Origin of the sequence: Pseudomonas japonica, assembly GCF_900188455.1 — a bacterium.
GTDB classification, from domain to species: Bacteria; Pseudomonadota; Gammaproteobacteria; order Pseudomonadales; family Pseudomonadaceae; genus Aquipseudomonas; species Aquipseudomonas japonica.
Genome location: NZ_FZOL01000014.1, coordinates 55203 through 81998, shown reverse-complemented (window position 1 = coordinate 81998; position 26796 = coordinate 55203). Strand labels below are relative to the sequence as shown.

At 65.3% G+C, this 26796-nt stretch carries 22 protein-coding genes; 16 read left to right on the top strand and 6 right to left on the bottom strand.

All coding sequences use genetic code 11. The features are described 5' to 3' along the window. Positions 1-56 precede the first annotated feature (56 nt). The 3 genes from CHB99_RS17535 to rarD all read left to right on the top strand — a co-directional run bounded on the left by CHB99_RS17535 (position 57) and on the right by rarD (position 4064). The gene (locus tag CHB99_RS17535; RefSeq protein WP_042124009.1) at positions 57-1958 is read left to right on the top strand and encodes a PhoX family protein; all 1902 of its coding nucleotides are present in this window, start codon (positions 57-59) and stop codon (positions 1956-1958) included. A 183-nt stretch (positions 1959-2141) separates the two neighbouring features. After that, entirely contained in the window at positions 2142-3116 is a 975-nt protein-coding gene (locus tag CHB99_RS17530) for a serine/threonine protein kinase (RefSeq protein ID WP_042124011.1), read from the top strand. Positions 3117-3176: 60 nt separating this feature from the next. Next, positions 3177-4064: an EamA family transporter RarD gene (rarD, locus tag CHB99_RS17525; RefSeq protein ID WP_042124013.1), complete on the top strand. Its 888-nt coding sequence runs from the start codon at positions 3177-3179 to the stop codon at positions 4062-4064. 226 nt (positions 4065-4290) lie between these two features. Here rarD and CHB99_RS17520 read toward each other — a convergent pair whose 3' ends face one another. Beyond that, positions 4291-4809, bottom strand: coding sequence for a glycine cleavage system transcriptional repressor (locus tag CHB99_RS17520; protein WP_042124015.1), 519 nt, complete (start codon positions 4807-4809; stop codon positions 4291-4293). Positions 4810-5249: 440 nt separating this feature from the next. Between CHB99_RS17520 and CHB99_RS17515 the strand changes: the two genes are divergently transcribed. Beyond that, on the top strand, positions 5250-7427 hold the full coding sequence (locus CHB99_RS17515; RefSeq protein ID WP_042124017.1) for a malate synthase G: 2178 nt from the start codon (positions 5250-5252) through the stop codon (positions 7425-7427). Positions 7428-7560: 133 nt separating this feature from the next. On the opposite strand, the gene CHB99_RS17510 is transcribed toward CHB99_RS17515, so the two are convergent. After that, positions 7561-8001 carry a response regulator gene (locus CHB99_RS17510; RefSeq protein WP_042124019.1) on the bottom strand — a complete coding sequence of 147 codons (441 nt, stop codon included), beginning with the start codon at positions 7999-8001 and terminating at the stop codon, positions 7561-7563. A 211-nt stretch (positions 8002-8212) separates the two neighbouring features. On the opposite strand from CHB99_RS17510, the gene CHB99_RS17505 reads away from it, so the two are divergent. The 8 genes from CHB99_RS17505 to CHB99_RS17475 all read left to right on the top strand — a co-directional run bounded on the left by CHB99_RS17505 (position 8213) and on the right by CHB99_RS17475 (position 17259). Further along, positions 8213-10150, top strand: a complete 1938-nt coding sequence (locus CHB99_RS17505; RefSeq protein ID WP_042124021.1) for a putative nucleotidyltransferase substrate binding domain-containing protein — start codon at positions 8213-8215, stop codon at positions 10148-10150. Next, positions 10147-10857, top strand: a complete 711-nt coding sequence (locus CHB99_RS17500; protein ID WP_042124023.1) for a 3'-5' exonuclease — start codon at positions 10147-10149, stop codon at positions 10855-10857. Before CHB99_RS17505 ends, CHB99_RS17500 begins: the two co-directional genes overlap by 4 nt. Positions 10858-10975: 118 nt before the next feature. Next, complete coding sequence (locus tag CHB99_RS17495; protein ID WP_042124026.1) at positions 10976-11494, top strand: RNA polymerase sigma factor; 519 nt, start codon at positions 10976-10978, stop codon at positions 11492-11494. After that, complete coding sequence (locus tag CHB99_RS17490) at positions 11491-12471, top strand: FecR domain-containing protein (protein ID WP_042124028.1); 981 nt, start codon at positions 11491-11493, stop codon at positions 12469-12471. The genes CHB99_RS17495 and CHB99_RS17490 overlap by 4 nt, the downstream gene beginning before the upstream one ends. 230 nt (positions 12472-12701) lie before the next feature. Further along, complete coding sequence (locus CHB99_RS17485) at positions 12702-15128, top strand: TonB-dependent siderophore receptor (protein WP_042124029.1); 2427 nt, start codon at positions 12702-12704, stop codon at positions 15126-15128. Between the two features lie 6 nt (positions 15129-15134). Further along, the gene (locus CHB99_RS17480) at positions 15135-16241 is read left to right on the top strand and encodes a PepSY-associated TM helix domain-containing protein (RefSeq protein ID WP_042124031.1); all 1107 of its coding nucleotides are present in this window, start codon (positions 15135-15137) and stop codon (positions 16239-16241) included. After that, entirely contained in the window at positions 16238-16393 is a 156-nt protein-coding gene (locus tag CHB99_RS29810) for a hypothetical protein (protein ID WP_167335852.1), read from the top strand. The genes CHB99_RS17480 and CHB99_RS29810 overlap by 4 nt, the downstream gene beginning before the upstream one ends. Before the next feature lie 272 nt (positions 16394-16665). Next, on the top strand, positions 16666-17259 hold the full coding sequence (locus CHB99_RS17475) for a DUF2780 domain-containing protein (RefSeq protein WP_042124032.1): 594 nt from the start codon (positions 16666-16668) through the stop codon (positions 17257-17259). Here CHB99_RS17475 and yihG read toward each other — a convergent pair. Beyond that, complete coding sequence (yihG, locus tag CHB99_RS17470; RefSeq protein WP_042124033.1) at positions 17251-18138, bottom strand: 1-acylglycerol-3-phosphate O-acyltransferase, YihG family; 888 nt, start codon at positions 18136-18138, stop codon at positions 17251-17253. The two genes, CHB99_RS17475 and yihG, sit on opposite strands and share 9 nt — an antisense overlap. A gap of 178 nt (positions 18139-18316) precedes the next feature. On the opposite strand from yihG, the gene rloA2 reads away from it, so the two are divergent. The 4 genes from rloA2 (at position 18317) to creD (ending at position 22416) form a co-directional block, all read left to right on the top strand. Beyond that, positions 18317-18814: a retropepsin-like aspartic peptidase RloA2 gene (gene rloA2, locus CHB99_RS17465; protein ID WP_042124035.1), complete on the top strand. Its 498-nt coding sequence runs from the start codon at positions 18317-18319 to the stop codon at positions 18812-18814. 67 nt (positions 18815-18881) lie between these two features. Further along, the gene (creB, locus tag CHB99_RS17460) at positions 18882-19565 is read left to right on the top strand and encodes a two-component system response regulator CreB (RefSeq protein WP_042124037.1); all 684 of its coding nucleotides are present in this window, start codon (positions 18882-18884) and stop codon (positions 19563-19565) included. After that, entirely contained in the window at positions 19565-20998 is a 1434-nt protein-coding gene (gene creC / locus CHB99_RS17455; protein WP_042124039.1) for a two-component system sensor histidine kinase CreC, read from the top strand. Before creB ends, creC begins: the two co-directional genes overlap by 1 nt. An 86-nt stretch (positions 20999-21084) precedes the next feature. Beyond that, positions 21085-22416: a cell envelope integrity protein CreD gene (gene creD / locus CHB99_RS17450; protein WP_042124041.1), complete on the top strand. Its 1332-nt coding sequence runs from the start codon at positions 21085-21087 to the stop codon at positions 22414-22416. A gap of 214 nt (positions 22417-22630) precedes the next feature. On the opposite strand, the gene CHB99_RS17445 is transcribed toward creD, so the two are convergent. From CHB99_RS17445 to CHB99_RS17435, 3 genes are all read right to left on the bottom strand, one after another. Then, positions 22631-23260 (bottom strand): glutathione S-transferase, encoded by a 630-nt coding sequence (locus CHB99_RS17445; protein ID WP_042124043.1) that lies wholly within the window; start codon positions 23258-23260, stop codon positions 22631-22633. 9 nt (positions 23261-23269) lie between these two features. Further along, the gene (gene msrA / locus CHB99_RS17440) at positions 23270-23938 is read right to left on the bottom strand and encodes a peptide-methionine (S)-S-oxide reductase MsrA (RefSeq protein ID WP_042124045.1); all 669 of its coding nucleotides are present in this window, start codon (positions 23936-23938) and stop codon (positions 23270-23272) included. 93 nt (positions 23939-24031) lie between these two features. Beyond that, positions 24032-26722: a putative bifunctional diguanylate cyclase/phosphodiesterase gene (locus tag CHB99_RS17435; protein ID WP_042124047.1), complete on the bottom strand. Its 2691-nt coding sequence runs from the start codon at positions 26720-26722 to the stop codon at positions 24032-24034. Positions 26723-26796 lie beyond the last annotated feature (74 nt).

Genomic DNA, 26796 nt, shown 5'->3' with positions numbered 1-26796 from the left:
ACAAAACTGTCATGGAGGCTGATTAAGGTGACTGCCAAAACCGCAGGAAGCCTGTCATGAACCTCCTAGAAGAAAACCAGCCGACCGATCTCGAGCAGATGGTCGGCCTCAACCGTCGCCGCTTCATCGGCGCCGGTGCCTTGTGTGGTGCCGCGCTGTTTCTCGGTGGCAACCTGCTCAGCCGCAGCGTCCTGGCGGACAGCGTGCGTGCCGCCAGTACCGGCTTGCTCGGCTTCAGCGGGATCCCCGCCTCCAGCGCCGACGGCATCAGCCTGCCTCCCGGCTACAAGGCCTCGGTGCTGATCAGCTGGGGCCAGCCGCTGCACGCCGACGCCCCGGCCTTCGACCCGTCCGGCAAGGGCACGGCCACGGCTCAGGAAAGGCAGTTCGGCGACAACAACGACGGCATGAGCCTGTTCCCCTTCCCCGGCGATGAAAACCGGGCGCTGATGGCGATCAACAACGAATACACCAACTACCGCTACCTGTTCGACCACGGTGGCCAGCCGGCCAATGCCGAGGACGTGCACAAGGCCCAGGCCGCCGAAGGGGTGTCGGTCATCGAGGTACGGCGCCAGGCTGGCCAGTGGCAGTTCGTCCAGGACTCGAAGTACAACCGCCGCATCCACGGCAACACGCCGATGCGCTTCGGTGGTCCGGCCGCCGGCGATGCCTGGCTGCGCACCGCCGCCGACAACAGCGCGAGCAAGGTGCTCGGCACCTTCCAGAACTGCGCCAACGGCAAGACCCCGTGGGGCACCTACCTGACCTGCGAAGAAAACTTCACCGACTGCTTCGGCAGCAGCGATCCGCAGCAGGCCTTCGACGCCGGGCAGAAACGCTACGGTGCCTCGGTGACGGGCAAGGAGGTCAACTGGCACCAGCATGACCCGCGCTTCGACCTGGCGAAGAACCCCAACGAACTGAATCGCCATGGCTGGGTGGTGGAGATCGACCCGTTCGATCCGCAGTCCACCCCGATCAAGCGCACCGCCCTCGGCCGCTTCAAGCACGAGAACGCCGCCCTCGGCGAAACCCGTGACGGTCGCGCCGTGGTGTACATGGGCGACGACGAGCGTGGCGAGTTCATCTACAAGTTCATCAGCCGCGAACGCATCGACCACAAGAACCCCAGTGCCAACCGCAATCTGCTCGACCACGGCACCCTCTACGTGGCGCGTTTCGACCAGGGCGACGGCAACCCGGACCATCCGAAGGGCAAGGGCCAGTGGCTGGAACTGAGCCACGGCAAGAACGGCCTGAACGCCGCCGCCGGCTTCGCCAACCAGGCCCAGGTACTGATCCACGCGCGCCTCGCCGCGAGCCATCTGCAGGCCACGCGCATGGACCGTCCGGAGTGGATCGTGGTCAGTCCCAAGGATGGCCAGGTCTATTGCACCCTGACCAACAACGTCAAGCGCGGCGAGGAAGGGCAGCCGGCGGGTGGCCCCAATCCGCGGGAGAAGAACGTCTACGGACAGATCCTGCGCTGGCGCGAGAACGGTGACGACGCCGCCTCGATGGAATTCGCCTGGGACCTGTTCGTGGTCGCCGGCAACCCGCAGGTCCACCCGGGCGCGGCCAAGGGCGGATCGAGCAACATCAACGCGCAGAACATGTTCAACAGCCCCGATGGTCTCGGTTTCGACCCGGATGGCCGGCTGTGGATCCTCACCGACGGCGACTACAGCAACGCCGGGGACTTCGCCGGCATGGGCAACAACCAGATGCTCTGCGCGGATCCGGCGAGCGGCGAGATCCGTCGCTTCATGGTCGGGCCGGTGGCCTGCGAGGTGACTGGTATCGCCTTCGCGCCGGACCAGAAGACCCTGTTCGTGGGCATCCAGCATCCGGGCGAGACCGGCGGCTCGACCTTCCCCGAGCATCTGCCGAACGGCAAGCCAAGGTCGTCGGTGATGGCGATCACCCGGGAGGATGGTGGCGTCATCGGCGCCTGATCGCTGAGTTGCGCCTAACCCTGTAGGAGCTGGCTTGCCTGCGAAGGACCGCGCAGCGGTCCCTGACTTCACTGTTATCTGGGACCGCTGCGCGGTCCTTTCGCGGTGGTTCGTCACACGACAAGCCACGCTCCTACGCGGACAGGCCTGGGTTACCATGGCTGAAACAGCAGGAGCCCGCGCATGTCCCACCCCTTCGATACCCTCACCCCCGACCTGGTCCTCGATGCCATCGAGAGCCAGGACCTGCTCAGCGACGCCCGCGTCCTCGCCCTCAACAGCTACGAGAACCGTGTCTATCAGGTCGGCATCGAAGGCGCCGAACCGCTGATCGCCAAGTTCTACCGCCCCGACCGCTGGAGCGATGCGGCAATCCTCGAAGAGCATGCCTTCACCGCCGAACTGGCCGAATGCGAAGTACCCGTGGTCGCCCCGCTGCTGCACAACGGCAAGACCCTGTTCGAACATGCCGGCTTCCGCTTTGCCCTGTTCCCCCGCCGCGGCGGGCGCGCGCCGGAACCGGGCAATCTCGACCAGCTCTACCGTCTCGGCCAGTTGCTCGGCCGCCTGCACGCGGTCGGCGCCAGCCGCCCCTTCGAGCACCGCGAGCAGCTGGCAGTGGACAACTTCGGCCACGCCTCGCTGGCCACCCTGCTCGACGGCGACTTCATCCCGAAAAGCCTGCTACCCGCCTTCGAATCGGTGGCGCGCGACCTGCTCAAGCGCATTGAGGCCATCTACGCCCGCACCCCGCACCAGACCATCCGCCTGCACGGTGACTGCCACCCCGGCAACCTGATGTGCCGCGACGAGGTGTTCCATATCGTCGATCTGGACGACTGCCGCATGGGCCCTGCGGTCCAGGACCTGTGGATGATGCTCGCCGGCAGCCGCGAGGAACGCCTCGGGCAACTGGCGGAACTGATGGACGGCTACAACGAATTCCACGACTTCGACCCGCGCGAGCTGGCCCTCATCGAACCCCTGCGTGGCCTGCGCCTGTTGCACTACAGCGCCTGGCTGGCGCGGCGCTGGGACGATCCGGCGTTCCCGCGCAGCTTCCCGTGGTTCGGCCAGGAGCGCTACTGGGGCGACCAGATTCTCGCTCTGCGCGAACAGTGCGCCGCGCTGGACGAAGAACCCCTGAAATTGTTCTAGAAGCCAGCGGCAGTCTGTCTACAATAGCCGCGCATTTAGCTAGCTAAGCAAGGATTACAAATGACTGCCGCCAACCCGCGCCGCGGGTACATTCTCGGCCTTACCGCCTACATCATCTGGGGCTTGTTCCCCATCTACTTCAAGCTGCTGCAAAGCGTTCCCGCGGTGGAAATCATCGTCCACCGGGTACTCTGGTCGGCGCTGTTCGGTTCGTTGCTGCTGCTGGTCTGGAAGCATCCGGGCTGGTGGCGCGAGCTGCGCGACAACCCGCGGCGCCTGGCGATCCTGGCCCTGAGCGGGGCGCTGATCGCCTTCAACTGGCTGACCTACGTCTGGGCGGTGAACAACGGGCGCATGCTCGAAGCCAGCCTCGGCTACTACATCAACCCGCTGGTGAACGTGCTGCTGGGCATGCTGCTGCTCGGCGAGCGCCTGCGCCGCCTGCAATGGATCGCGGTGGGCCTGGCGGCCCTCGGGGTGGCGCAGCAGGTGTGGCAGGTGGGCAGCCTGCCGTGGGTATCGCTGGCCCTGGCGCTGAGCTTCGGCTTCTATGGCCTGATCCGCAAACAGGCGCCTGTAGCGGCGCTGCCCGGTCTTGTAGTGGAAACCTGGATGCTGGTGCCCATCGCGCTCGGCTGGCTGTTGCTCAACCCCGCCGCGAGCAGCGTCCAGCCCGAGTTCTTCAGCACCAGCCAGGCCCTGTGGCTGATCGCCGCCGGCCCCGTGACCCTGGTCCCGCTGGTGAGCTTCAACGCCGCCGCGCGCCACTTGCCCTACACCACCCTGGGCTTCCTGCAATACCTGGCGCCGACCCTGGTGCTGCTGCAGGCGGTGCTGCTGTTCGACGAGCACCTGTCGCACAGCACGCTGATCGCCTTCATGTTCATCTGGGCCGGCCTGGCCCTGTACAGCGTCGATGCCTGGCTGAGCCTGCGCAAACGCACCTGATCAATAATTGATCAAACGTCTGCAGGCCACGCCGTTCGTGGCCTGCAGCGACCTCTCCCAAGGTTATCCACACCCTCATCCCCGCGCTTTGTGCACAAGCTGCTGATTTCTGGCGATTTTTTGCTCAATCGCCGGAAAGCCTCGGCGCGCCTGGGCTGGCGCGGTGGCTCCCCAGCTTATCCACAGGGCGATCCCCGTTAAAACGGGATAAGTGAACGGGGGATAACTACTCTTCGGGGCGCAGTTCCAGCTCCACCATCAGGTCGTCGGCGAGGTCTTCGAGACGGGCTTGCAGGTTATCCAGCGACAGGGTCAGCGGCACCGCCAGCAACGCATCGGCGTGGAACAGCGGCTCGCTGCTCATCGGCGCCGGGCGCACGTCGGTGCTCAGCCGCTCGACGTTGACCCCCTGTTCCGCCAGCAGGCGGGTGATATCGCGAACGATCCCCGGGCGGTCGTTGCCGACCAGGCTCATGGCGATCGGCTTCCAGGTGCAGGACGGCTCGATCCCGCTCTCGGCGATGAGCACGCGGATCCCGCGTTCGCCCAGCGCCTGCAGGGCATCGACCAGTTCGTCGTGGGATTCGGCCGGCACGGCGATGCGCAGGATCCCGGCGAACTGCCCGGCCATGCGCGACATGCGGCTCTCCAGCCAGTTGCCGTTGTGCTCGGCGATGGTTTGGGCGATACGCTCGACCTGGCCAGCCTTGTCGGCGGCGATAACGGTGAGGACAAGATGATTCACGCGGACGACCCTCTGCTGGAAAACCCGTGGAACCCCCGTGGCAGCGGGGCGTCGGGAAAGTATAGGCAAGGCGCGGCAACCTGCCGCAGGCGCGTCGAAAATCAAATCGTGTACTGTTTTAAGATTTATCTGGAACAATCCACTCGTTTTTTGCGAACATATAGCCTCCCAGCATGACCCCTTGCGACCAAACGGTCGCGGAACGACGTATTTAGTCTGATTTTCACATGCGCAGCGCATCATGTAGTATGCCGCAGCGCGGACTACAAAGCGTCCGATCCGATGTCTGCCAAAGCGCCTGTGAAAATGCGCAACCGCCCGCCGGACCCTCTGGCGAGCCGTACCCAGCCGTCCGTCAGGACATGCACTGGTGCCGTGTTTAGAGAAGCGTGTAAGGCGTAAATAGAAAAGCGAAATAGCTGAGCAGAGTGAGGCAAGCAATGACTGAACACGTTCAAGTCGGTGGCCTTCAGGTCGCCAAAGTCCTGTTCGACTTCGTGAACAACGAAGCCATTCCCGGAACCGGCGTCAGCGTCGAGAAGTTCTGGGCAGGTGCGGAAAAGATCATCAACGACCTCGCTCCAAAGAACAAAGCCCTGCTGAGCAAACGCGACACCCTGCAAGCGCAGATCGATGCCTGGCACCAGGCGCGCAAAGGCCAGGCACACGATGCCGTGGCGTACAAGGCATTCCTTCAGGAAATTGGTTATCTGCTGCCAGAAGCGTCGGATTTCCAGGTGTCCACTCAGAACGTCGATGACGAGATCGCCCGTGTAGCCGGCCCGCAGCTGGTGGTTCCGGTGATGAACGCACGTTTCGCCCTGAACGCCTCGAACGCCCGCTGGGGCTCGCTGTACGACGCACTGTACGGCACCGACGCCATCAGCGAAGCCGACGGCGCGGAAAAGGGCAAGGGCTACAACAAGGTCCGCGGCGACAAGGTCATCGCCTTCGCCCGCGCCTTCCTCGACGAAGCCGCGCCACTGGCCGCCGGCTCCCATGTCGACGCCACCCGCTACAGCCTCGACGGCGGCAAGCTGGTCGTCGCGCTCAAAGGCGGCAGCAACACCGGCCTGCGTGACGATGCGCAACTGATCGGCTTCCAGGGCCAGGCCAGCGAGCCAACCGGCATCCTGCTCAAGCACAACGGCCTGCACTTCGAAATCCAGATCGACCCGACCACCCCGGTCGGCCAGACCGACGCCGCCGGCGTGAAGGACATCCTGGTCGAAGCCGCGCTGACCACCATCATGGACTGCGAAGACTCCGTAGCCGCCGTCGACGCCGACGACAAGGTCGTGGTCTACCGCAACTGGCTGGGCCTGATGAAGGGCGACCTGTCGGAAAGCGTGAGCAAGAACGGCCAGACCTTCACCCGCACCATGAACCCGGACCGCGAGTACACCACGGTCGATGGCGGCAGCGTCACCCTGCATGGTCGTTCGCTGCTGTTCGTGCGCAACGTCGGTCACCTGATGACCATCGACGCGATCCTCGACAAGGACGGCAACGAAGTGCCGGAAGGCATCCTCGACGGCCTGGTCACCAACCTGGCGGCGATGCACAACCTCAACGGCAACACTTCGCGCAAGAACACCCGCACCGGCTCGGTGTACATCGTCAAGCCGAAGATGCACGGCCCGGAAGAAGCCGCGTTCACCAACGAGCTGTTCGGCCGCATCGAAGACATGCTGGGCCTGCCGCACAACACCCTGAAAGTCGGAATCATGGACGAGGAGCGCCGTACCACGGTCAACCTCAAGGCCTGCATCAAGGCTGCCAGCGAGCGCGTGGTGTTCATCAACACCGGCTTCCTCGACCGTACCGGTGACGAGATCCACACCTCCATGGAAGCCGGCGCCATGGTGCGCAAGGGCACCATGAAGACGCAGAAATGGATCGGCGCCTACGAGAACTCCAACGTCGACATCGGCCTGGCCACCGGCCTGCAGGGCCGCGCGCAGATCGGCAAGGGCATGTGGGCCATGCCGGACCTGATGGCCGCGATGCTGGAACAGAAGATCGCCCACCCGCAGGCCGGTGCCAACACCGCCTGGGTACCGTCGCCGACCGCCGCCGCACTGCACGTGCTGCACTACCACAAGGTCAACGTCCAGGAGCGCCAGGCCGAACTGGCCAAGCGCGCGCCGGCTTCGGTCGACGACATCCTGACCATCCCGCTGGCGCCGGACACCAACTGGTCGGCGGAAGAGATCCGCAACGAGCTGGACAACAACGCCCAGGGCATCCTCGGCTATGTCGTGCGCTGGATCGACCAGGGCGTGGGTTGCTCGAAGGTGCCGGACATCAACGATGTCGGCCTGATGGAAGACCGCGCCACCCTGCGTATCTCCGCCCAGCTGCTGGCCAACTGGCTGCGTCATGGCGTGGTGAGTGAGGAGCAGGTGCTGGAAAGCCTCAAGCGCATGGCGCCGGTGGTGGACAAGCAGAACGCCAACGACCCGCTGTATCGCCCGCTGGCACCGGACTTCGACAGCAACATCGCCTTCCAGGCGGCGGTCGAGCTGGTGGTCGAGGGCACCAAGCAGCCGAACGGCTACACCGAGCCGGTGCTGCATCGTCGTCGTCGCGAGTACAAGGCGCGTAACGGCCTCTGATCCGCAGCGTCTGCAATCGGGACCGCTTTGCGGTCCTTCGCGGGCAAGCCACGCTCCTACGGGGTTCGCATCAATCCGATGCCCCGTAGGAGCGTGGCTTGCCCGTGAAGGCCTGCAAAGCAGGCCCGATCATTCAAACGCCCAGTTCCCTGCGCACCAACGGCATCAATTTCCCCACATCGATCGGCTTGAGCATGAAATCCACCACGCTCAGGTGCATCGCCGTGATCGCATCCTGCACCTGCGCATCCCCGGAAATGATGATGATCGGCAACGCGGCCTTCTCCGACTCGCGAATCTTGCGGATCAGCTCCAGGCCGTCGAACGGCGTCATGCGCAGATCGGTGATCAGCAGGCCGATGTTCCGGTCACACAGGATCAGCTGCAGCGCCTGCTTCGCGCTGGTCAGCGCCAGGCTCTCTATTCCGTAGGTTTTCAGGATCTCCGCAAGCAGCTCGCTGGCATCTTCGTCGTCATCGACGATCAGCACTTTCTGCGGCGTGGCCGGAGGCGCCGTGATCTCCGCCAGCGCCTCGCGCTCGGCGTCGCTCAGTAAATCATCTTGTTCAGGCATGGGCGTCTCGTCATCGTGACCTGCAGAATGTCCGGCAAATTGAAGTTCAGACCGCATTCGAAGCGCTTGCAACCTGCATTTCGTCGGGCCATCGTCGGCCGCGCGCGCTTTAGACTTACGTCCAATGGGCACCCGCCCCGCTGGCGGCCGACCATGAGGATCAATAACAACAATCGGTTTCGCCCGACGAAACCCCGAGACGGTGCCGCTGATGAGCAAAATGGACGCGTTCGACCAGGCCGGTAAAACCGCGGTAATGCAGAACATCCAGGGGACCATGCAGTTCCTGCAGCGTTTCCCGCCGTTCAACCAGATGGAGAACGCCCACCTGGCGTACCTGGTGGAACAGTGCCAGCTGCGCTTCTACGCCGCGGGCGACAGCATCATCAAACCCGCCGACGGACCGGTGGAGCACTTCTTCATCGTCAAGCAGGGCCGCGTGGTCGGCGAACGCACCCATGTGGTCAAGGGCGACACCGAAACCACCTTCGAAATCACCCGCGGCGAATGCTTCCCGCTGGCCGCCCTGCTCGGCGAACGCGCCACCCGCACCGAGCACCTGGCGGGCGAGGACACCTTCTGCCTGCAACTGAACAAGGCCGCGTTCATCCGCCTGTTCGCCCTTTCCGAGGTGTTCCGCGACTTCGCCCTGCGCGGGGTCAGCAGCCTGCTCGACCAGGTCAACCAGCAAGTCCAGCGACGCGCCGTGGAGACCCTCGGCAACCAGTATTCGCTGAACACCCGCCTCGGTGAGCTGGCGATGCGTCATCCGGTGGCATGCGCACCCGATACCAGCCTGCGCGAAGCGGTGCGGCTGATGGACGAAAGCCAGGTCGGCAGCATCGTCATCGTCGACGACGAGCGCTTCCCAGTGGGTATCTTCACCCTGCGCGACCTGCGCCAGGTGGTGGCCCGCGCCGACACCGACTTCAACGCGCCGGTGTCGGCGCACATGACGGCCGCGCCGTTCTACCTGACACCCCAGGCCAGTGCCTTCGACGCCGCCATCGCCATGACCGAACGGCATATCGCCCACGTCTGCCTGGTGGAAGACCGCCGCCTGTGCGGCGTGGTCTCCGAGCGCGACCTGTTTTCCCTGCAACGGGTCGACCTGGTCCATCTGGCCCGCACCATCCGCAGCGCGCCGCGCCTGGAAAGCCTGGTGGCGCTGCGCGGCGAGATCGGCCAGTTGGTCGAGCGCATGCTCGCCCACGGCGCCTCGTCGACACAGATCACCCACATCATCACCCTGCTCAACGACCACACCGTGTGCCGGGTGATCGAACTGGCGATCGCGGAAAAAGGCGACCCCGGCGTGCCCTTCACCTGGTTATGCTTCGGCAGCGAAGGCCGCCGCGAACAGACCCTGCACACCGACCAGGACAACGGCATCCTCTTCGAGGCCAGGGACGCGGTGGAAGCCGCCGAGATCCGCGGCCGCCTGCTGCCGCTGGCGCAGTACATCAACCAGAACCTGGCGCAATGCGGTTTCAGCCTGTGCAAGGGCAACATCATGGCCGGCAACCCGGAGCTGTGCCTGTCCCGCGCGGAATGGGCACGGCGCTTCGCCGCCTTCATCCGCGAGGCGACTCCGGAAAACCTGCTGGCCTCCAGCATCTATTTCGACCTGCGCGTGGTCTGGGGCGATGACCGTGGCTGCGAGCAACTGCGCCAGGGCATTCTCGACCAGGTCGCCGACAACCGCCTGTTCCAGCGCATGATGGCGGACAACGCGCTGCGCCAGAAACCGCCGGTGGGACGCTTCCGCGAGTTCGTCCTGACCCGCAGCGGCAACGACAAGGCCGCCACCCTAGACCTCAAGGTCCAGGGCCTGACGCCCTTCGTCGACGGCGCGCGACTGCTGGCCCTGGCCAACGGCATCAGCGCCAACAACACCTTGGAGCGGCTGCGCCAGCTGGTGCAGAAGGAGGTCATCGACCCGCTGGACGGCGGCGCCTTCGAGGAGGCCTATCACTTCATCCAGCAGACCCGCATGCAGCAGCACCAGATCCAGACCCGGCAGAACCTGCCGTATTCCAACCGCGTCGACCCGGACAACCTCAACGACCTCGACCGGCGCATCCTGCGTGAATCCCTGCGTCAGGCCCAGCGCCTGCAAAGCAGCCTGGCCCTGCGGTATCAACTATGAGTCTGTTTGCCTGGCTGCGTCCCAGCCAACCCGAACTTGCCGAGGAACAGCGCCAGCGCCTCGCCAGCCTGGCCAGCGCGCCGACCTGGAGCGAGCAGTCCCTGCGCCAGCAGCGCTGGGTGGTGCTGGACCTGGAAACCAGCGGCCTCAACCTCAACCGCGACCAGGTGCTGTCCATCGGCGCGGTGGTGATCGAGGACGGCGCCATCGACTTCAGCCAGCAGTTCGAACGCACCCTGCACCGTCACGACCACAAGCTGGCGCCGAGCACGCTGATCCATGGCCTGGCGCCGAGCGCCATCGCCGCCGGCTGCGACCCGGCGCAGGCGCTGCTGGACCTGATGGACTTCATCGGCGACAGCCCGCTGCTGGCCTTCCACGCCGGTTTCGACCAGCGCATGCTCAGCCGCGCGCTCAAGGACAGCCTCGGCTACAAGCTGCAGCACCCGTTCATGGACGTCGCCGAGCTGGCCCCGCTGCTCAACCCCGAGGTGGTGATGCGCGATGCCGGTCTCGACGACTGGGTCGCGCATTTCGGCCTGCTGGTGGAAGAACGCCACAACGCCAGCGCCGATGCCCAGGTCACCGCCGAACTGAGCCTGATCCTCTTCAGCCAGGCCCGACGCCAGCAACTGGACAGTCCGAAACGGCTGGAACAGCGTCTGCAGAGCTGGCGGCGCAAGCGCCAACACAGCCACGGCTTGTAATACCTTTCCCGGAAAGACCGACGAGCAATCCGATGAGCGTTAATTGCACAGTGCCACGTGCTCTGACACAATCGCGAATAATTCTCGTTAGTTAACACACTCTTCTCCGGGGAACGTCTTGTCGTCGGTACCTAGCCCTCACAGCGAGCTGGTTGGCGCACTCTATCGCGATCATCGCGTCTGGCTGCTCGGCTGGTTGCGCCGCAACCTCGCCAGCACCGAACGCGCCGAAGACCTGAGCCAGGACACCTTCGTCCGCCTGCTCGGTCGCGACGAGCTGCCGGCGCCGCGCCAGCCGCGGGCGTTCCTCATGGCCGTGGCCAAGGGCCTGCTGTTCGACCACTTTCGCCGTGCCGCGCTGGAACAGGCCTGGCTGGAGGAACTGCTGCTGGTCCCGGAGGCCGAGCACCCTTCGCCGGAAACCCTGCACCTGATCCTCGAAGACCTCAAGGCCATCGACCGCCTGCTCGGCAAGCTGTCGAGCAAGGCCCGCGCGGCCTTCCTGCACAACCGCCTGGACGGCATGACCCACGCCGAAATCGCCGAGAAGCTTGCGGTCTCCGTGCCCAGGGTGCGCCAGTACCTGGCCCAGGGCATGCGTCAGTGCTACATCGCCCTGTATGGCGAGCCGACATGAGCCATTTCAACACCACACCCGTCTCCGCCCGGGTGCTCGATGCCGCGATCAACTGGCAGCTGTGCCTCGATTGCGACAGCGGCAGCGCCCAGCAGCGCGCCGATTTCGAACGCTGGCACGCCGCCAGTGAGGAACACGCCCGTGCCTGGTCGCAACTGGGCATGCTCGACCAGCGCTTCGCCGCGGCCGCCGGCCCGGCGCGCAAGGCCCTGCAGCAATCGCGCGTCGGCCTGCGCCAGCGCGCGCGCAAGCTGGGTGGCGGGCTCGCCAGCCTGGCGCTGGTCGCGGGCCTGCTCGGCTGGCTCAACGCGCACCAGAGCGTCGGCTACTGGCTGGCCGACCAGCGCACCGGCACCGGCGAACAGCGCAGCCTGCGCCTGGACGACGGCACGCTGATCAGCCTGAACACCCATTCCGCCGTGGATATCCGCTACAGCGCCAAGGAACGCCTGATCGTCCTGCACGAAGGCGAGATCTCCATCGAAACCGGACACAAGGGCAATGATGTCCGACCGTTCGTCGTCACCACCGGCGATGGCCGCATGCGCGCGCTGGGTACGCGCTTCCTGGTGCGCCTGGAAGATCAAGGCACGCGCCTGAGCGTGCTGCAGTCGGCGGTCGCGGCCAAGCCGCAGGACAGCGGCGTGGAGCAGGTGCTGCACGAAGGCCAGCAGGTGCTGATGAGCCATGACCGCCTTGGCCGTGTCGACACGCTGGGCCTCGGTGCCGATGCCTGGACCCGCGGCATGCTGGTGGTGGACAACGTGCGCCTGGGCGACCTGGTGAATGAGCTGGGCCGCTATCGCAGCGGTTATCTGGGGGTGGCGCCGGAAGTGGCCGACCTGCGGATCACCGGGAGCTTCCCGCTGCACGACACCGACCTGGCCCTGCAGTCGCTGCTGCCGACCCTGCCGGTGCAGGTGCAGCAGCGCACGCCGTGGTGGGTGACCGTGGTGGCGCGTACCGAGAAACCTTGAGTCATCGGGGACCGCTCCGCGGTCCTTCGCGGTGGTTCGTCACACGACGAGCCACGCTCCTACCGATTATGCGTGCACGCTGCTCTTGTAGGAGCGTGGCTTGCCCGCGAAGGCCTGCAAAGCAGGCCCGCAGAAATCTAAATCAAAAATATTTTCACTCAGCCCTATCACTTTTCAATTCTCGCTCGGCATGGAGGCTAGTCAGTACAAAATTCCCGTCGAGGACCCGCATGACCCGCTCAATCGAAAGCTTCCTGCGTCCAAGCCTGCTGGCCATGGCCATTGCCATCGCCGCCCCCTTGGCCAGCACCCCGCTGATCGCCGCCGAAGCGCGCAGCTACAACCTGCCCGCCGCGCCGCTGGCCACCACCCTGAACCAGATCGCCAGCCAGGCCGGCATCGCCCTGGCCCTCGACCCGGCCCTGGCCAACGGTCGCACCTCGGCGCCGGTCAACGGTCAGTTCGACGGAATCACCGCACTGCAGCAGGCCCTGCGCGGTACCGGCCTGCAACTGCAGCAAAGCAGTGCCGGGACCTACAGCCTGATCGTCGCCCCGGAAGGCAGCCTCGCCCTGCCGGAAACCAACATCAACGCTGCCAGCAGCTATGAAAGCGCCTGGGGCGCGGTGGATGGCTACACTGCCACCCGCACCGCCGCCGGAACCAAGACCGATACCGCCATCGCCGAACTGCCGCGCTCGCTGACCGTGGTCACCCGCCAGCAGATGGAAGACCGCCCGGTGCTGAACCTCAACGATGCCCTGCGCTACGCCGCCGGCGTGCAGAGCAGCGGCTACGGCTCCGACTCGCGCAGCGACTGGCTGCTGGTGCGCGGCTTCGAGCCGACCCAGTTCCTCGACGGCCTGCCCCTGCCACGCGGCAACTACGCCACGCCGAAGATCGAAACCTGGAACCTGGAGCGCGTCGCCGTGCTGCGCGGTCCGGCCTCCTCGGTGTATGGCCAGACCCCGCCCGGCGGCCTGGTGGACATGGTCACCCGCCGCCCGCAGGCCGAGAACAGCAACGAGATCGAAGTCCAGGTCGGCAGCAACGAACACAAGCAGATCAACTTCGACAGCACCGGCAAGATCGACGACCAGGGCCAGTTCCTCTATCGCCTGAGCGGCACCGTGCGCGACAGTGGCTCGCCGATCGACCACGTTCCGGACAAGCGCTACAACCTGGCGCCGAGCGTGACCTGGAACATCAACGACGACACCAAGCTGACCTTCATCTCGCAGTTCACCCGCGACGATACCGGCATCACCGGCCAGTTCCTGCCGCTGCAGGGGACCAAGCTGGACAGCGCGGCGGGCAAGATTTCCCACCACAAGAACCTCGGTGATCCGGACTGGGAATCCTACGACCGCACCTACTACGCCCTCGGCTATGCCTTCGAAACCCGCCTCAACGACATGTGGCAGTTCCGGCAGAACCTGCGCTACACCCGCAACGAGCTGGACTTCAAGGGCATCACCGCCGGCGGCATGATCTGGCCGGCCGGCCCTGACCAGGCGGTCCAGCCCGACGGCACCGTCAGCCGTACCGCTGGCATCGTCGAGGAAGACATCAGCCAGTTCGCCGTGGACAACAACTTCCAGGCCGACTTCCAGACCGGCGTGATCAGCCACACCCTGCTGCTCGGCCTCGACCACCAGCGTTCCACCGCCGACGCGCGCTGGCGCTGGGGCTCGGCCGGCGTGCCGTCGAGCAACATCCACCGGCCGATCTACGGACAGGACTTCTCCAACGTCCAGTACTTCGACATGTACGACTACAACCAGAAGATCCAGCAGACCGGCCTCTACGTGCAGGACCAGATGGCCCTGGACAACTGGCGCCTGACCCTCGGCGGTCGCGAGGACTGGGTCCACAACGGCACCACCTTCCACAACCAGGGCGATGCCACCACCACCCAGCGCGACAAGAAGTTCAGCGGCAACGCCGCGCTGAGCTACGTGTTCGACAACGGCATCACCCCGTACCTCTCCTATGCCGAGTCCTTCCAGCCGGCCATCGGTACCGAAGTCGGCAGCACCAACGCCTTCAAGCCGACCGAGGGCAAGCAGTACGAACTGGGCATCAAGTACCAGCCTCCGGGCAGCAACACCCTGCTGACCGCGGCGGTGTTCGACCTGACCCAGAAAAACCTCTCGGTGAGCGAAGCCAACATCACCCGCCAGGTGGGCGAGGTGCGCAACCGCGGCCTGGAGCTGGAAGCCACCTCCGACGTCAACGAAAACCTCAAGCTGGTCGCGTCCTACACCTACAACGACAGCGAAATCATCAAGGGCAACGACGGCGAGAAAGGCAACCGCCTCAAACAGGTGCCGCGCAACCAGGCCACCGCCTGGGCTGACTACACCTGGCGCAGCGGCCTGCTGGACGGCTTCGGTATCGGTGCCGGCGTGCGCTACGTGGGCGACACCTACGGCAACACCGCCAACACCGATTGGGGTCATGTCGGCTCGTACACCATCTACGATGCCTCGGTGCACTACGACCTGGGCCGCGTCAACAGCAGCCTCAAGGGCGTGACCGTCGCCGTGGACGCGAAGAACCTGTTCAACAAGGACTACCTGTCCACCTGCGACGGCTACTACTGCTACTACGGCGACGAGCGCAACGTGGTTGCCAGCGTGAACTACAAGTTCTAAGCCGGGATGAAGAGCCAGACCATCCGCGCCTGGTCCGGGGTACACACCTGGACCAGCCTCATCTGCACCCTGTTCCTGCTGCTCCTGGCGGTGACAGGGTTGCCGCTGATCTTCCATCACGAGATCGACCACCTGCTGGGCGACGCGCCCGAGCTGAAGGTGATGCCCCCCGACACGCCACAGCTGGATCTCCAGCAACTGGTGGTGAAGGCCCAGGCCCACCGCCCGGGCGAGGTGATGCAGTACTTCGGCTGGGACGAGGACGACGCCAACGGCGTGGTCGCGATCATGGCCGCCACTGCAGGCACCGAACCCAACTCGTCGCACACCTTCATGCTCGACGCCCGTACCGGCGAACCGGTGGAAATGCCCTCGGCCAACGGCGGCTTCATGATGACCATGCTGCGCCTGCACGTGGACATGTTCGCCGGCCTTCCGGGCAAGCTGCTGCTGGCCTTCATGGGCGTGTTGTTCGTGGCGGCGATCGTCTCCGGCGTGGTGCTGTATGCGCCGTTCACGCGCCGTCTGGATTTCGCCACGGTGCGCCATGACAAATCGCGGCGCCTGCGCTGGCTCGACCTGCACAACCTGATCGGCATCGTCACCCTGACCTGGGCGCTGGTGGTGGGCGTAACCGGGGTGATCAGCGCGCTGTCCGACCTGGTCATCGCCGCCTGGCGCAACGAGAGCCTGGCGGCGATGGTCGCGCCGTACCGTGATGCAGCGCCATTGACCCAGCTGGCGCCGGTCAGCCGGGTGCTGGATATCGCGGCCGAGGCGGCGCCGGGCATGCGCCCGGATTTCATCGCCTTCCCCGGCACGCGCTTCTCCAGCGAGCACCACTACGCGGTGTTCATGAAAGGCGGCACGCACCTGACCGCGCACCTGCTGACCCCGGTGCTGATCGACGCCAGCACGCTGCAGGTCACCGCGGTCGGCGAACGGCCCTGGTACATGGATGCCATGGGCCTGTCGCAGCCGCTGCATTTCGGCGACTACGGCGGACGACCGATGCAGATCCTCTGGGCGGCGCTGGATGTGCTGACCATCGTCGTGCTCGGCAGTGGCCTGTACCTGTGGTGGGTGCGCCGTCGCACGGAGGCCAGCCGATGAACTGGAAAGTGTTCGGCATGCCGCTGCTGATCGGGGTGCTTGGCGCGGCGGGCTTGTTCGCCGCGCTGCTGGGAGATGGCTGGTGGGATGCGCTGTCCTGGGTCGGGCTGGGGTTGCCGGCGTGGTATGGACTCCGCGGTTTCTTCAGGTAGATCGGCCCGCCACTACCCTTAAGAACAGCGCTGGACCTGTGGGAGCGGATTCATCCGCGATTGGCCGCATAGCGGCCATAAAACCTGTATCCGGGGTGTGTCAGGAAAACCCGGGACTCAGGTTTTACGACGGCTTCGCCGCCGATCGCGTGGTCCGCCATCGCGGATAAATCCGCTCCTACAGGTCCAGCGCGTACCTCCGGGAACATTCCCCCCGAAATCAACTCCAACACCTCGTTTCCCTGCCTTTACGGTTGACGAGGTCCCTCCCCATGAAACGTTTCGCCCTGGTCACCCTGGTGACCCTCGCCGCCAGCTCGGCCTTCGCCTTCAACCTCAGCGACGCGGCCAGCGCGGTCTCGGCCATGCAAGGCTCGCAGAACGGCGCGGCGGTGCAGGCGCCGGCGGCATCGGCCAATCTGCTCAACACCCTGGGCAAGGATCTGGACATCACCCCGGAACAGGCCATCGGCGGTACCGGCGCCCTGCTCGGCCTGGCGCGCAACCAGCTGAGCAGCGGTGACTACGAACAACTGAGCAAGGCGGTACCGGGGCTGGACATGCTCTCCGGCGAGAACGCCCTGGGCGGGCTGGCGGGGCTGGGCGAACTGCTCGGCAAGAGCGGCCAGGCATCGGCGCTGAGCAACGCCCTGGGCGGCAATGTGAAGAATGGTGAAGACCTGAACAACGCCTTCAGCGCGCTGGGCATGCAGGACGGCATGATCGCCCGCTTCGCCCCGCTGATCCTGCAGTACCTCGGCCAGCAGGGCGTGGCCAGTTCGCTGCTGCAGAACCTCGCCGGCATCTGGGGCAATGGCGTGACCGCGCCGCTCACCCCGGCGCTGGCGCCGGCTCCGTCAGTTTAATTCGGCGCGCAGGCGCTCGATGCGTGCGTCCTTGTCCTGCCACAACTGGTTGACCCAGGCCTGCACGGCCTGGCGCAGCAGCGGGTCGCTTTCGTAGTCACCGGCCCACAGCGCCGGGTCCAGCTCGCGGACTTCGATATCGACGATCACCCGTGGAATCGCGCCGCTGACCAGGTCCCAGAAACCCGGAGCCTTGTTGCCCGGATAGACGATGGTCACATCCAGCAGGGCATCGAGCTGTTCGCCCAGCGCGGCGAGGACGAAGGCCACGCCACCGGCCTTGGGCTTGAGCAGATGCCGGAACGGCGAGGCCTGGGCCTGGCGCTTGGCCTCGCTGAAACGGGTGCCTTCCAGGTAGTTGACCACGGTCACCGGCTGGCGCTTGAACAGCTCGCAGGCGGCCTTGGTGATGGCCAGGTCCTGGCCCTTGAGGTGCGGGTTGCGCTCCAGGAAAGCCTTGCTGTAGCGCTTCATGAACGGGTAATCCAGTGCCCACCAGGCCAGGCCCAGCAGCGGCACCCAGATCAGTTCCTTCTTCAGGAAGAACTTGAAGAACGGGATCTTGCGGTTCAGCACCTGGATCAGCGCCGGAATATCGACCCAGGTCTGGTGGTTGCTGACACACAGGTACGAGGTATCCAGGCGCAGGTTGGCATTGCCGCGCACATCCCAGCGCGTGGGGATGCACAGGGCGAAGATCAGCTTGTCGACCTCGGCCCAGGTCTCGGCGATCCACATCACTGCCCGCGAGGCATGGTCGCGGTAACGGCCGGGCAGGACCAGCTTGAGCAGGGCGAAAACCATCAGCGGCCCGATCAGGACCAGGGTGTTGAGCAACAGCAGAAGGGTGACGAAACTGCCGGTGAGCAGGCGACGCATAAATCCACTCTTATCGTGGGAAATCAGTCGGTCATGATAAGCAGCCGTGTCGGGAACACCAAATGCCGCCCGGCGACTGTCACAGACAAATGTTTCACATTATGTGAACTACCCTCTCTTGCCGAACCAATAGCACAACGACAGTCTAAAGCCTGTCCTGTCCACGGAAGTCCTTCCCTTGAAATCACTGATCGCCCTGCTCGGCCTGCTGTCACTGCCGGTGATGGCCGCCGAACCCACCCTTTACGGTCGTTACGAATACATTGCCGTGTCCGATATCGGCGAAACCTTCAAGGCCAAGATGGACACCGGCGCCTACACCGCCTCGCTGTCGGCGAAAGACATCGAACAGTTCACCCGCGACGGCGAGGACTGGGTGCGCTTCCGCCTGGCGACCAAGGATGCCGATGGCAAGGTCTACGAACACAAGCTGGCGCGCATCAGCAAGATCAAGAACCGCGCCGACGAGGAGGACGAGGAAGGCGCCGAACTGGCCCATCGTCCGGTGGTGGAGCTGGAACTGTGCCTGGGCGAGGTCAAGCGCACCGTCGAGGTCAACCTCACCGACCGCAGCAACTTCAACTACCCGCTGCTGATCGGCGCCAAGGCCCTGCGCAAGTTCGACGCCGCGGTGAACCCGGCGCGGCGCTTCACCGCCGGCAAGCCGGGCTGCTGACAGCGCGGCAAGTCGGGGCGGATCGCTTACACTTGCAACTTTCCCCTTGCCGCTTGCCGCAGCTCCCATGCCCCATATCCTCATCGTTGAAGACGAAGCCGCCATCGCCGACACCCTGATCTTCGCCCTGCAGGGCGAAGGCCACAGCACCGAGTGGGTGACCCTCGGCCAGGCCGCGCTGGAGCGCCAGCGCCAGCAGCCGGCGGACCTGGTTATCCTCGATATCGGCCTGCCGGACATCAGCGGCTTCGAGACCTGCCGCCAACTGCGCCGCTTCAGCGAGGTGCCGGTGATGTTCCTCAGTGCCCGCGACGGCGAGATCGACCGGGTGGTAGGCCTGGAAATCGGTGCCGACGACTATGTGGTCAAGCCGTTCAGCCCGCGGGAAGTGACGGCGCGGGTGCGCGCGATCCTCAAGCGCATGGCGCCAGCACCGGTCGCAACACCCGGCAGCAGCACGCCGTTCAGCCTCGATACCCTGCGCATGCAGATCCACTACCGTGAGCAGTTGCTCAACCTCACCCGCCATGAATTCCGCCTGCTGCAATGCCTGCTGGAGCAACCGCAGCGGGTGTTCAGCCGCGAGCAGTTGCTGGACGCCGTGGGTGTGGCCGCCGACGCCGGCTACGAACGCAGCATCGACAGCCATATCAAGAGCCTGCGCGCCAAACTGCGCGGGGTCGCCGCCGATGCCGAGCCGATCCAGACCCACCGCGGCCTGGGCTACAGCTACAACCCGGCGCACAGCTGATGCGCCTGGGCATCCGCATTTTCCTGGTGTACTTCCTGTTCGTCGGGCTCACCGCGTATTTCGTCCTCAACACGGTGCGCGAGCAGGTCCGTCCGGCGGTGCGCCAGTCCACCGAGGAAACCCTGGTGGACACCGCCAACCTGCTCGCCGAGATCCTCCGCGACCAGGTCCGCGCCGGCACCCTGGCCCAGAGCGACCTGCCGCAGTTGCTCAAGGCCTATGGCCAGCGCCGACCCAACGCGGATATCTGGGGCCTGGCCAAGACCGAGGTGAACCACCGCATCTACGTCACCGATGCCAAGGGCATCGTCCTGCTCGACTCCACGGGCACCGCCGTGGGCCAGGACTACTCGCGCTGGAACGACGTCTACCTGACCCTGCGCGGCCAGTACGGCGCGCGCTCCACCCGCAGCGAGCCGAACGACCCGGACTCTTCGGTGATGCACGTGGCGGCGCCGATTCTCGAGGGCGGCCAGGTGATCGGCGTGGTCACCGTGGCCAAGCCCAACAGCTCGCTGCAGCCGTATGTCGATCGCTCGGAACGGCGCCTGATCAACCTCGGCATCGGCCTGATCGTCCTGGGCCTGCTGGTGGGCGCGGCGCTGTCCTGGTGGCTGGCGCGCTCGCTGCGCCGCCTGACCCGCTATGCCCAGGCCGTCAGCGCCGGCGAGCGGGTGGCCCTGCCGCACTACCGCGGCGGCGAGCTGGGCCAGTTGGCGGCGGCGGTGGAGCGTATGCGCAGCCGCCTGGAGGGCAAGGATTACGTCGAGCGCTATGTGCACACCCTGACCCACGAACTGAAGAGCCCGCTGGCGGCGATCCGCGGCGCCGGCGAGCTGTTGCAGGGACCGATGAGCGAAGAACAGCGCCAGCGCTTCGCCGGCAATATCGAAAGCGAAAGCGCACGCATGCAGCAGTTGATCGAGCGCTTGCTGGGCCTGGCCCAGGTCGAGCAGCGCCAGGGCCTGGAGGACCAGCAGCAGGTCGCCCTGGCGGCCATGGTCGATGAATTGCTGGTGGCCCGCGGTGCGCGCATCGAAAGCGCCAGGTTGCAGGTGCGCCAGCGTGTTCCAGCGATGATCCGGCTGTACTGCGAGCCATTCCTGATGCGCCAGGCCATCGGCAACCTGCTGGAAAACGCCCTGGACTTCACCCCACCTGGTGGCCTGCTGGCCTTCGAACTGGAGCACGAGGCGCAGCGCGTGGCCCTGAGCCTGTACAACCAGGGCGAAGCGATTCCCGACTATGCCCTGGGCCGCCTCAGCGAGCGCTTCTACTCGCTGCCGCGCCCCGGCACCGGGCGCAAGAGCACCGGGCTGGGCCTGAATTTCGTCGAGGAAGTGGTGCAACTGCACGGTGGCACGCTGGAAATCGCCAATGTCGAGGACGGCGTGCGCGTGCGCCTGTGGTTGCCGGCCAGCCGCCTGAGCTGATTTCTCCACACAAACTCCACACTGGCTCCCGCGACGCTCCACACGCGGTCGGCAGACTGGGCTCCTTCTCAAGCGGAGCCCTTTCCATGAACAAGAACCTGAGTCTGAAACTCGGCACCATCGCCCTGCTGGTGGTGGCCTTGCTGATACCGCTGCTGATGATCGGCGGCCTGATCGACGAGCGACAATCCCTGCGCGACAGCGTGCTCGAGGACATCGCCCAGAGCTCCAGCCATGCCCAGCAGATCAGCGGGCCGATCCTGGTGGTGCCCTACAGCAAGTACGAGCGCGTGTGGAAGGTGCAGGATGGCAAGAGCTTCCAGGAAACCCGGGTCAACAAGGGTTACCTGACCTTCCTTCCGGACACCTTCGTGCTCGATGGCACGGTCGACACCGAGCTGCGCGCTCGCGGCATCTACCAGGCCCGGCTGTTCCACGCCCGCAGCCACGTCAGCGGGCAGTTCAAGGTGCCGGCCAACTGGGGCGTCACCCGCGACCTCGACGACTACCGCTTCGACACGCCGTTCATCGCCGTTGGCATCAGCGACATCCGCGGTATCCAGAACGGCCTGCAACTGCAGCTCAACGGCCGCCCCCTGGACTTCGCCGCCGGCAGCCGGCTGGACTGGCTCGGCGGCGGCGTGCACGCCATGCTCGGCGAGCTCGACCGCAGCGCGGAACTGCGTCTGGACTATGCCTACGACCTCAGTCTGCAAGGCACCGGCCAGTTGCACGTATTGCCGGTGGGGCGCAGCAGCACGGTGACCCTCGCCGCCAACTGGCCGCACCCGAGCTTCATCGGCAACTACCTGCCGAACAGCCGGGAAGTCGACGACAAGGGCTTCAAGGCCCATTGGCAGACCTCGTTCTTCTCCACCAACCTCGAGGAAGCCGTCACCCGCTGCGTGGCCAGTGAAAACTGTGCGGACTTCCAGGGCCGTGCCTTCGGCGTCAGCTTCATCGACCCGGTGGACCAGTACCTGAAGAGCGAGCGGGCGATCAAGTACGCGCTGCTGTTCATCGCCCTGACCTTCGCCGGCTTCTTCCTCTTCGAGGTGCTGCGCGACCTGAGCGTGCACCCGATCCAGTACGCCCTGGTGGGCGCGGCGCTGGCGCTGTTCTATCTGTTGCTGCTGTCGTTGTCGGAGCACATCGGCTTCGGCATGGCGTACCTGGTGTCTGCGAGCGGCTGTGTCGGGCTGATCGGTTTCTACCTGTGCCATGTGCTGCACAGCGCCGTGCGCGGGCTCGGTTTTGCCATGGGGCTGGCGGTGCTGTATGCGCTGTTGTACGGGCTGCTGAGTGCCGAGGACTACGCGTTGCTGATGGGCGCCTTGCTGCTGTTCGCCCTGCTCGGGGTGTTCATGGTGCTGACACGGCGGCTGGACTGGTATCGCGCCGGGCAGGTGCGGGCATGAGCGGGCTCAGGGAGGAAAGAACCCTGGGCTGGGTTCTGGCACGAGGGATCGGGGATGTCTGGATGGCGGAGTGTCATATCGTCTGGCGTCGGCTGGATTGCGACCGCTCCGCGGTCGTTCGCGGGCAAGCCACGCTCCTACAAGGCACACACCGCGCTCCAAACTGTAGGAGCTGGCTTGCCTGCGAAGGCCCGCCAAGCGGGCCCAAAAACCATCACACCGGAGGCGCGGTCAGGCGCATCGACTCCCGCTGACTGACCTCGGCATACCACGCCGCCAGCTTCGGCTGCCGTTCGCGCCAGCCGAAGTCCGGCATGCGCAGGTCGATATAGCCCAGGGCACAGGCCACGCCGATCGCGGCGACGTCAAAGGCCGAGGCAATCTCGGCCATGTGGTTGTCTTCGAGATCCGCCAGCGCCCGACGGATCTTCTCCGACTGCGCCTCGACCCACGCATCCCAGCGCTTCTCCGCCGGCCGCAGGAAGGTTTCGTAGCGGGTCAGCACCGCCGCATCCATGATCGCGTCGGCCTGCGAGGCCAGCGTCAGGCGCCGCCAGCGCGCCGAGCCCTCGCGGGGAATCAGCGGATTGCCGACATGCTGCTGATCGAGGAAATCGACGATCACCCGGCTGTCGTGCAACACGGTGCCATCCTCCAGACGCAGCGCCGGCAGCTTGCCCGCCGGGTTGCCCTGGTTGAGGTCCGCGTCAGGGCTGACCGGGCTGACATTGACCGCCTGCAGCGCGACCCGGTCGGTCTGGCCGGTCTCGTGCAGCACCACTCTCACCTTGCGCACGAAGGGCGACATCGGCGAGTGAAACAGGGTCATGCTCGCTGTGCTCATGGCCGCTCCTCAGTTGCCTTGCAGGCTCGGTGGCAGACACACGCCGGTACCGCCGATGCCGCAGTAGCCATCGGGGTTCTTCGCCAGGTACTGCTGGTGGTAGGCCTCGGCGAAGTACACGGTCGGCGCCTGGTCGATCTCGGTGGTGATCTCGCCGAAACCGGACTTGCTCAGCTCGGCCTGGTACTGCTCGCGGCTGGCCTCGGCTTCCTTGAGTTGCTGCGGCGAGGTGCAGTAGATCACCGAGCGGTACTGGGTGCCGATGTCGTTGCCCTGGCGCATGCCCTGGGTCGGGTTGTGCAGTTCCCAGAACATCGCCAGCAGTTCGCGGTAGCTGAGCTTGTCCTTGTCGAACACCACCAGTACCACTTCGGTATGGCCGGTCAGGCCCGAGCAGACTTCTTCGTAGGTCGGGTTCGGGGTGAAGCCGCCGGCATAACCGACCACGGTGCTGATCACGCCTTCACGTTGCCAGAAACGCCGCTCGGCGCCCCAGAAGCAACCCAGGCCAAAGATGGCGAAGTCGACGGCGTTTTCGAAGAAGGGACCGAGCAGCGGCGTTTCAGTGAAGACGAAATGCTTTTCCGGCAGGGCCATCGGGGTTTCGCGGCCAGGCAGGGCCTGTTCCGCGGTAGGCAGGACGTTTTTATTCACGAGGATTTCCGAACGCAGGACCATGAACCCATTCCTCTTGTCAGTAAGGGCGGGCAGTATCGCGAGCGATACCGTCAACGGGATAGACCGGTAGTGTGCCCGAGTGTTGCCTGGCTGTCAGGCGCTGGGGCCACGCGGGTAGCGCTTGAGCTTGTCAACCAGTTCGTCGCCGGGAATCGGCTTGTCGAACAGGTAGCCCTGGCCGACGTCGCAGCGATGCCGACGCAGGAACGCCAGCTGCTCGGCGGTCTCGATACCCTCGGCGACCACCTTGAGCTTGAGGTTGTGGGCCATGGCCACCACCGCCGAGGTGATTTCCATGTCGTCCTGGTTGGCCGGGATCTCGTTGATGAAGCTGCGATCGATCTTGATGATGTCGATGGGAAACTTCTTCAGGTAGCTCAGCGACGAATAGCCGGTGCCGAAGTCGTCCATGGCCAGGGTCAGGCCCAGTTGCTTGAGCTGGTCGAGCTGGCGCCGGGTGTCCTCGGTGGCTTCCAGCAGCAGGCCTTCGGTCAGTTCCAGCTCCAGCAGGTGCGGCGGCAGCGCCTCTTCCTGGAGGATGTTGGCGATCGACGCGACCAGGTCCGGATCGGAGAACTGCTTGGGCGACAGGTTGATCGCCACCTGCAGGCTGCCCATGCCTTCCGCGGCCAGTTGCTGGCTCATGCGGCAGGCCTGGCGCGCCACCCATTTGCCGATGGGGATGATCAGGCCGGTTTCCTCGGCGACGCTGATGAACTGGTCCGGACGGATCATGCCCTTCTCCGGATGGTTCCAGCGCAGCAAGGCTTCCAGGCCGAGCAGGCGCCCGGTGCGCAGGCACAGCTTGGGCTGGTAGAACACCTGCAGTTCGTTCTGCGCCAGGGCGCGGCGCAGGTTGTTCTCGACGAACAGCTTGTAGCTGGCCTCGGCGTTCAGCGCCTCGGTGAACACCTGGACCTGGTGCTTGCCGTTGGCCTTGGCCTTGTGCAGGGCCAGGCCGGCGTTCTTCATCAGGGTCTGTGGATCGCGGCCATGCAGCGGCGCGCAGGCCAGGCCCACGGAACCGGTGACGTTGATCAGTTGGTTGTCGACGAACATCGGCTTGTCGAGGGTGTTGAGCAACTGCTGGGCGATCTGCTGGCCGCTTTCCAGGTCGGTGTTGTCCAGCAGCACGGCGAATTCGTTGCTGGCAAACCGCGCCAGGCTGCCGCCCGGGCTGAGGCTGTTGCGCAGGCGCCGGGCCAGGCTGACCAGAAGCTTGTCGCCGGTCTGGTGGCCGAGGCTGTCGTTGATCCGCTTGAAGTTGTCGATGTCCACCAGCAGCAGGCAGATCGGCGTGTCGCTGTCGCGGGCGAAACGCTCGTCGAGGTTGCGGATGAACGCCGGGCGGTTGCCCAGTCCGGTCAGGTTGTCGGTGTAGGCCAGGCGCTCGATGCGCTGCTGGGCCAGCTTGTTCTGGGTGATGTCTTCGTAGATGCCGATGTAGTGGGTCAGTTCGCGGTTGTCGCCATACACCTTGGAAATCGACAGTTGCCCCCAGTACGGTTCGAGGTTCTTGCGTCGGCTCTTGAACTCGCCCTGCCAGCTGTTGCCCACGGCCAGGCTGGACTCGTCGAACAGCAGCTCGCTGAGGTTCTCCAGGGCCGACAGTTCGGACAGGCGATGGCCCTGGACTTCCTCGGAGCTGTACTGGGTGATCGCGGTGAAGCTCGGGTTGACGTACTCCACCACGCCGTCGCGGTTGACCAGCAGGAAGGCGTTGGCGCTCTGCTCCACCGCGCGCTGGAACAGGTGCAGGGCATTGGTCGCGGCACGGCGGTTGTGGTTGTTGATGACCTGGGCGAACTGGTCGGCCAGCTCGCCGGCGAAGGCGATCTCGTCGCTCTGCCAGGCCCGCGGACTGCCGCCGTGTTCGAGGCAGAGCACGCCGACCACCTGGCCATCGATGCGGATGCTGGCATCGAGCATGGCGATCACATCGCGCGGGCGCAGGCTCTCGGTGATGTCGCGGGTACGCGGATCGTGGCTGGCGTTGTGCGCATCGATGGCGCGGCTGGTGTGCAGGGCTTCCAGGTAATCCGGGAACAGGCTCGCATCGATCGGCTTGGGCGTGCGGTACTCGCGGGTCTCGCGATAGAACGCGGAGATCGGCTCCAGGCGCTGGCCTTCCAGGTACCACAGGCTGGCGCATTCGATCCGGTAGATGTCGCAGGCGCTGCGGGTGATCAGCTCGGCAGCCTCCTGCAGCGAATTGCTGGCGCTGTAGCGGTGCCGCGCCAGGTGCAGGATCAGGTCCTGCTGGGCACGCACGCGCTCCAGGTGTTCGAGCTGCTCCTGCTGTGCCTGCTGGTTCAGCTTGAGGGCGATCTGCAGGCGGCTGTTGCGGGTTTCCAGGTCTTCGGCGCTGAGCTCGGGGCTGATGCCTTCCTGCTCGTCCAGCACCAGCAGGTAGCCGCGCAGCAACTGACGATTGTGCTGCTTGTAGGCCTCGCCCAGTTCCAGCAGGTTCAGCGGGCCGTGGTTGGTGTGCAGGGTGTAGCGGCTGACATAGTGATTGCTCGCCGCCAGTTGCGCCTGGATGGTGTCATGCAGCTTGTAGCGGGCTTCGGGCTCCATGAGGCTGGCGTAGGGCGAGCCGACCAGGGCACAGAGCTCCACGGCCGGCAGGCCGAACTGGCGCTCGCAGCACGGATCGAGATAGAGCATCGCCCAGCTCGCTTCGTTCAGCCGCTCGAAACGCAGCATGCCGAGCCGTGATGGCACCGGTAACTGCGTCACTACCTCGGCCGCCGGACGGCTGGCGGCATCGGTTTGGCTCTTCATGGGAAGCTCGCTCGAATAAGACTGATGGCACGGGCTTGGCACTTTGCTATGCACGTTCGGGCAAGGTTGCATCA

Excerpts from the sequence above, each read along its gene's own strand:
- creB (WP_042124037.1), top strand. The coding sequence starts at position 18,882 with ATGCCCCATATCCTCATCGTTGAAGACGAAGCCGCCATCGCCGACACC.
- CHB99_RS17435 (WP_042124047.1), bottom strand. The coding sequence starts at position 26,722 with ATGAAGAGCCAAACCGATGCCGCCAGCCGTCCGGCGGCCGAGGTAGTG.
- CHB99_RS17490 (WP_042124028.1), top strand. The coding sequence starts at position 11,491 with ATGAGCCATTTCAACACCACACCCGTCTCCGCCCGGGTGCTCGATGCC.
- CHB99_RS17505 (WP_042124021.1), top strand. The coding sequence starts at position 8,213 with ATGAGCAAAATGGACGCGTTCGACCAGGCCGGTAAAACCGCGGTAATG.
- msrA (WP_042124045.1), bottom strand. The coding sequence starts at position 23,938 with ATGGTCCTGCGTTCGGAAATCCTCGTGAATAAAAACGTCCTGCCTACC.
- CHB99_RS29810 (WP_167335852.1), top strand. The coding sequence starts at position 16,238 with ATGAACTGGAAAGTGTTCGGCATGCCGCTGCTGATCGGGGTGCTTGGC.
- CHB99_RS17475 (WP_042124032.1), top strand. The coding sequence starts at position 16,666 with ATGAAACGTTTCGCCCTGGTCACCCTGGTGACCCTCGCCGCCAGCTCG.
- CHB99_RS17485 (WP_042124029.1), top strand. The coding sequence starts at position 12,702 with ATGACCCGCTCAATCGAAAGCTTCCTGCGTCCAAGCCTGCTGGCCATG.
- creD (WP_042124041.1), top strand. The coding sequence starts at position 21,085 with ATGAACAAGAACCTGAGTCTGAAACTCGGCACCATCGCCCTGCTGGTG.
- CHB99_RS17515 (WP_042124017.1), top strand. The coding sequence starts at position 5,250 with ATGACTGAACACGTTCAAGTCGGTGGCCTTCAGGTCGCCAAAGTCCTG.
- yihG (WP_042124033.1), bottom strand. The coding sequence starts at position 18,138 with ATGCGTCGCCTGCTCACCGGCAGTTTCGTCACCCTTCTGCTGTTGCTC.
- rarD (WP_042124013.1), top strand. The coding sequence starts at position 3,177 with ATGACTGCCGCCAACCCGCGCCGCGGGTACATTCTCGGCCTTACCGCC.
- creC (WP_042124039.1), top strand. The coding sequence starts at position 19,565 with ATGCGCCTGGGCATCCGCATTTTCCTGGTGTACTTCCTGTTCGTCGGG.
- CHB99_RS17510 (WP_042124019.1), bottom strand. The coding sequence starts at position 8,001 with ATGCCTGAACAAGATGATTTACTGAGCGACGCCGAGCGCGAGGCGCTG.
- CHB99_RS17500 (WP_042124023.1), top strand. The coding sequence starts at position 10,147 with ATGAGTCTGTTTGCCTGGCTGCGTCCCAGCCAACCCGAACTTGCCGAG.
- CHB99_RS17535 (WP_042124009.1), top strand. The coding sequence starts at position 57 with ATGAACCTCCTAGAAGAAAACCAGCCGACCGATCTCGAGCAGATGGTC.
- CHB99_RS17480 (WP_042124031.1), top strand. The coding sequence starts at position 15,135 with ATGAAGAGCCAGACCATCCGCGCCTGGTCCGGGGTACACACCTGGACC.
- CHB99_RS17445 (WP_042124043.1), bottom strand. The coding sequence starts at position 23,260 with ATGAGCACAGCGAGCATGACCCTGTTTCACTCGCCGATGTCGCCCTTC.
- CHB99_RS17530 (WP_042124011.1), top strand. The coding sequence starts at position 2,142 with ATGTCCCACCCCTTCGATACCCTCACCCCCGACCTGGTCCTCGATGCC.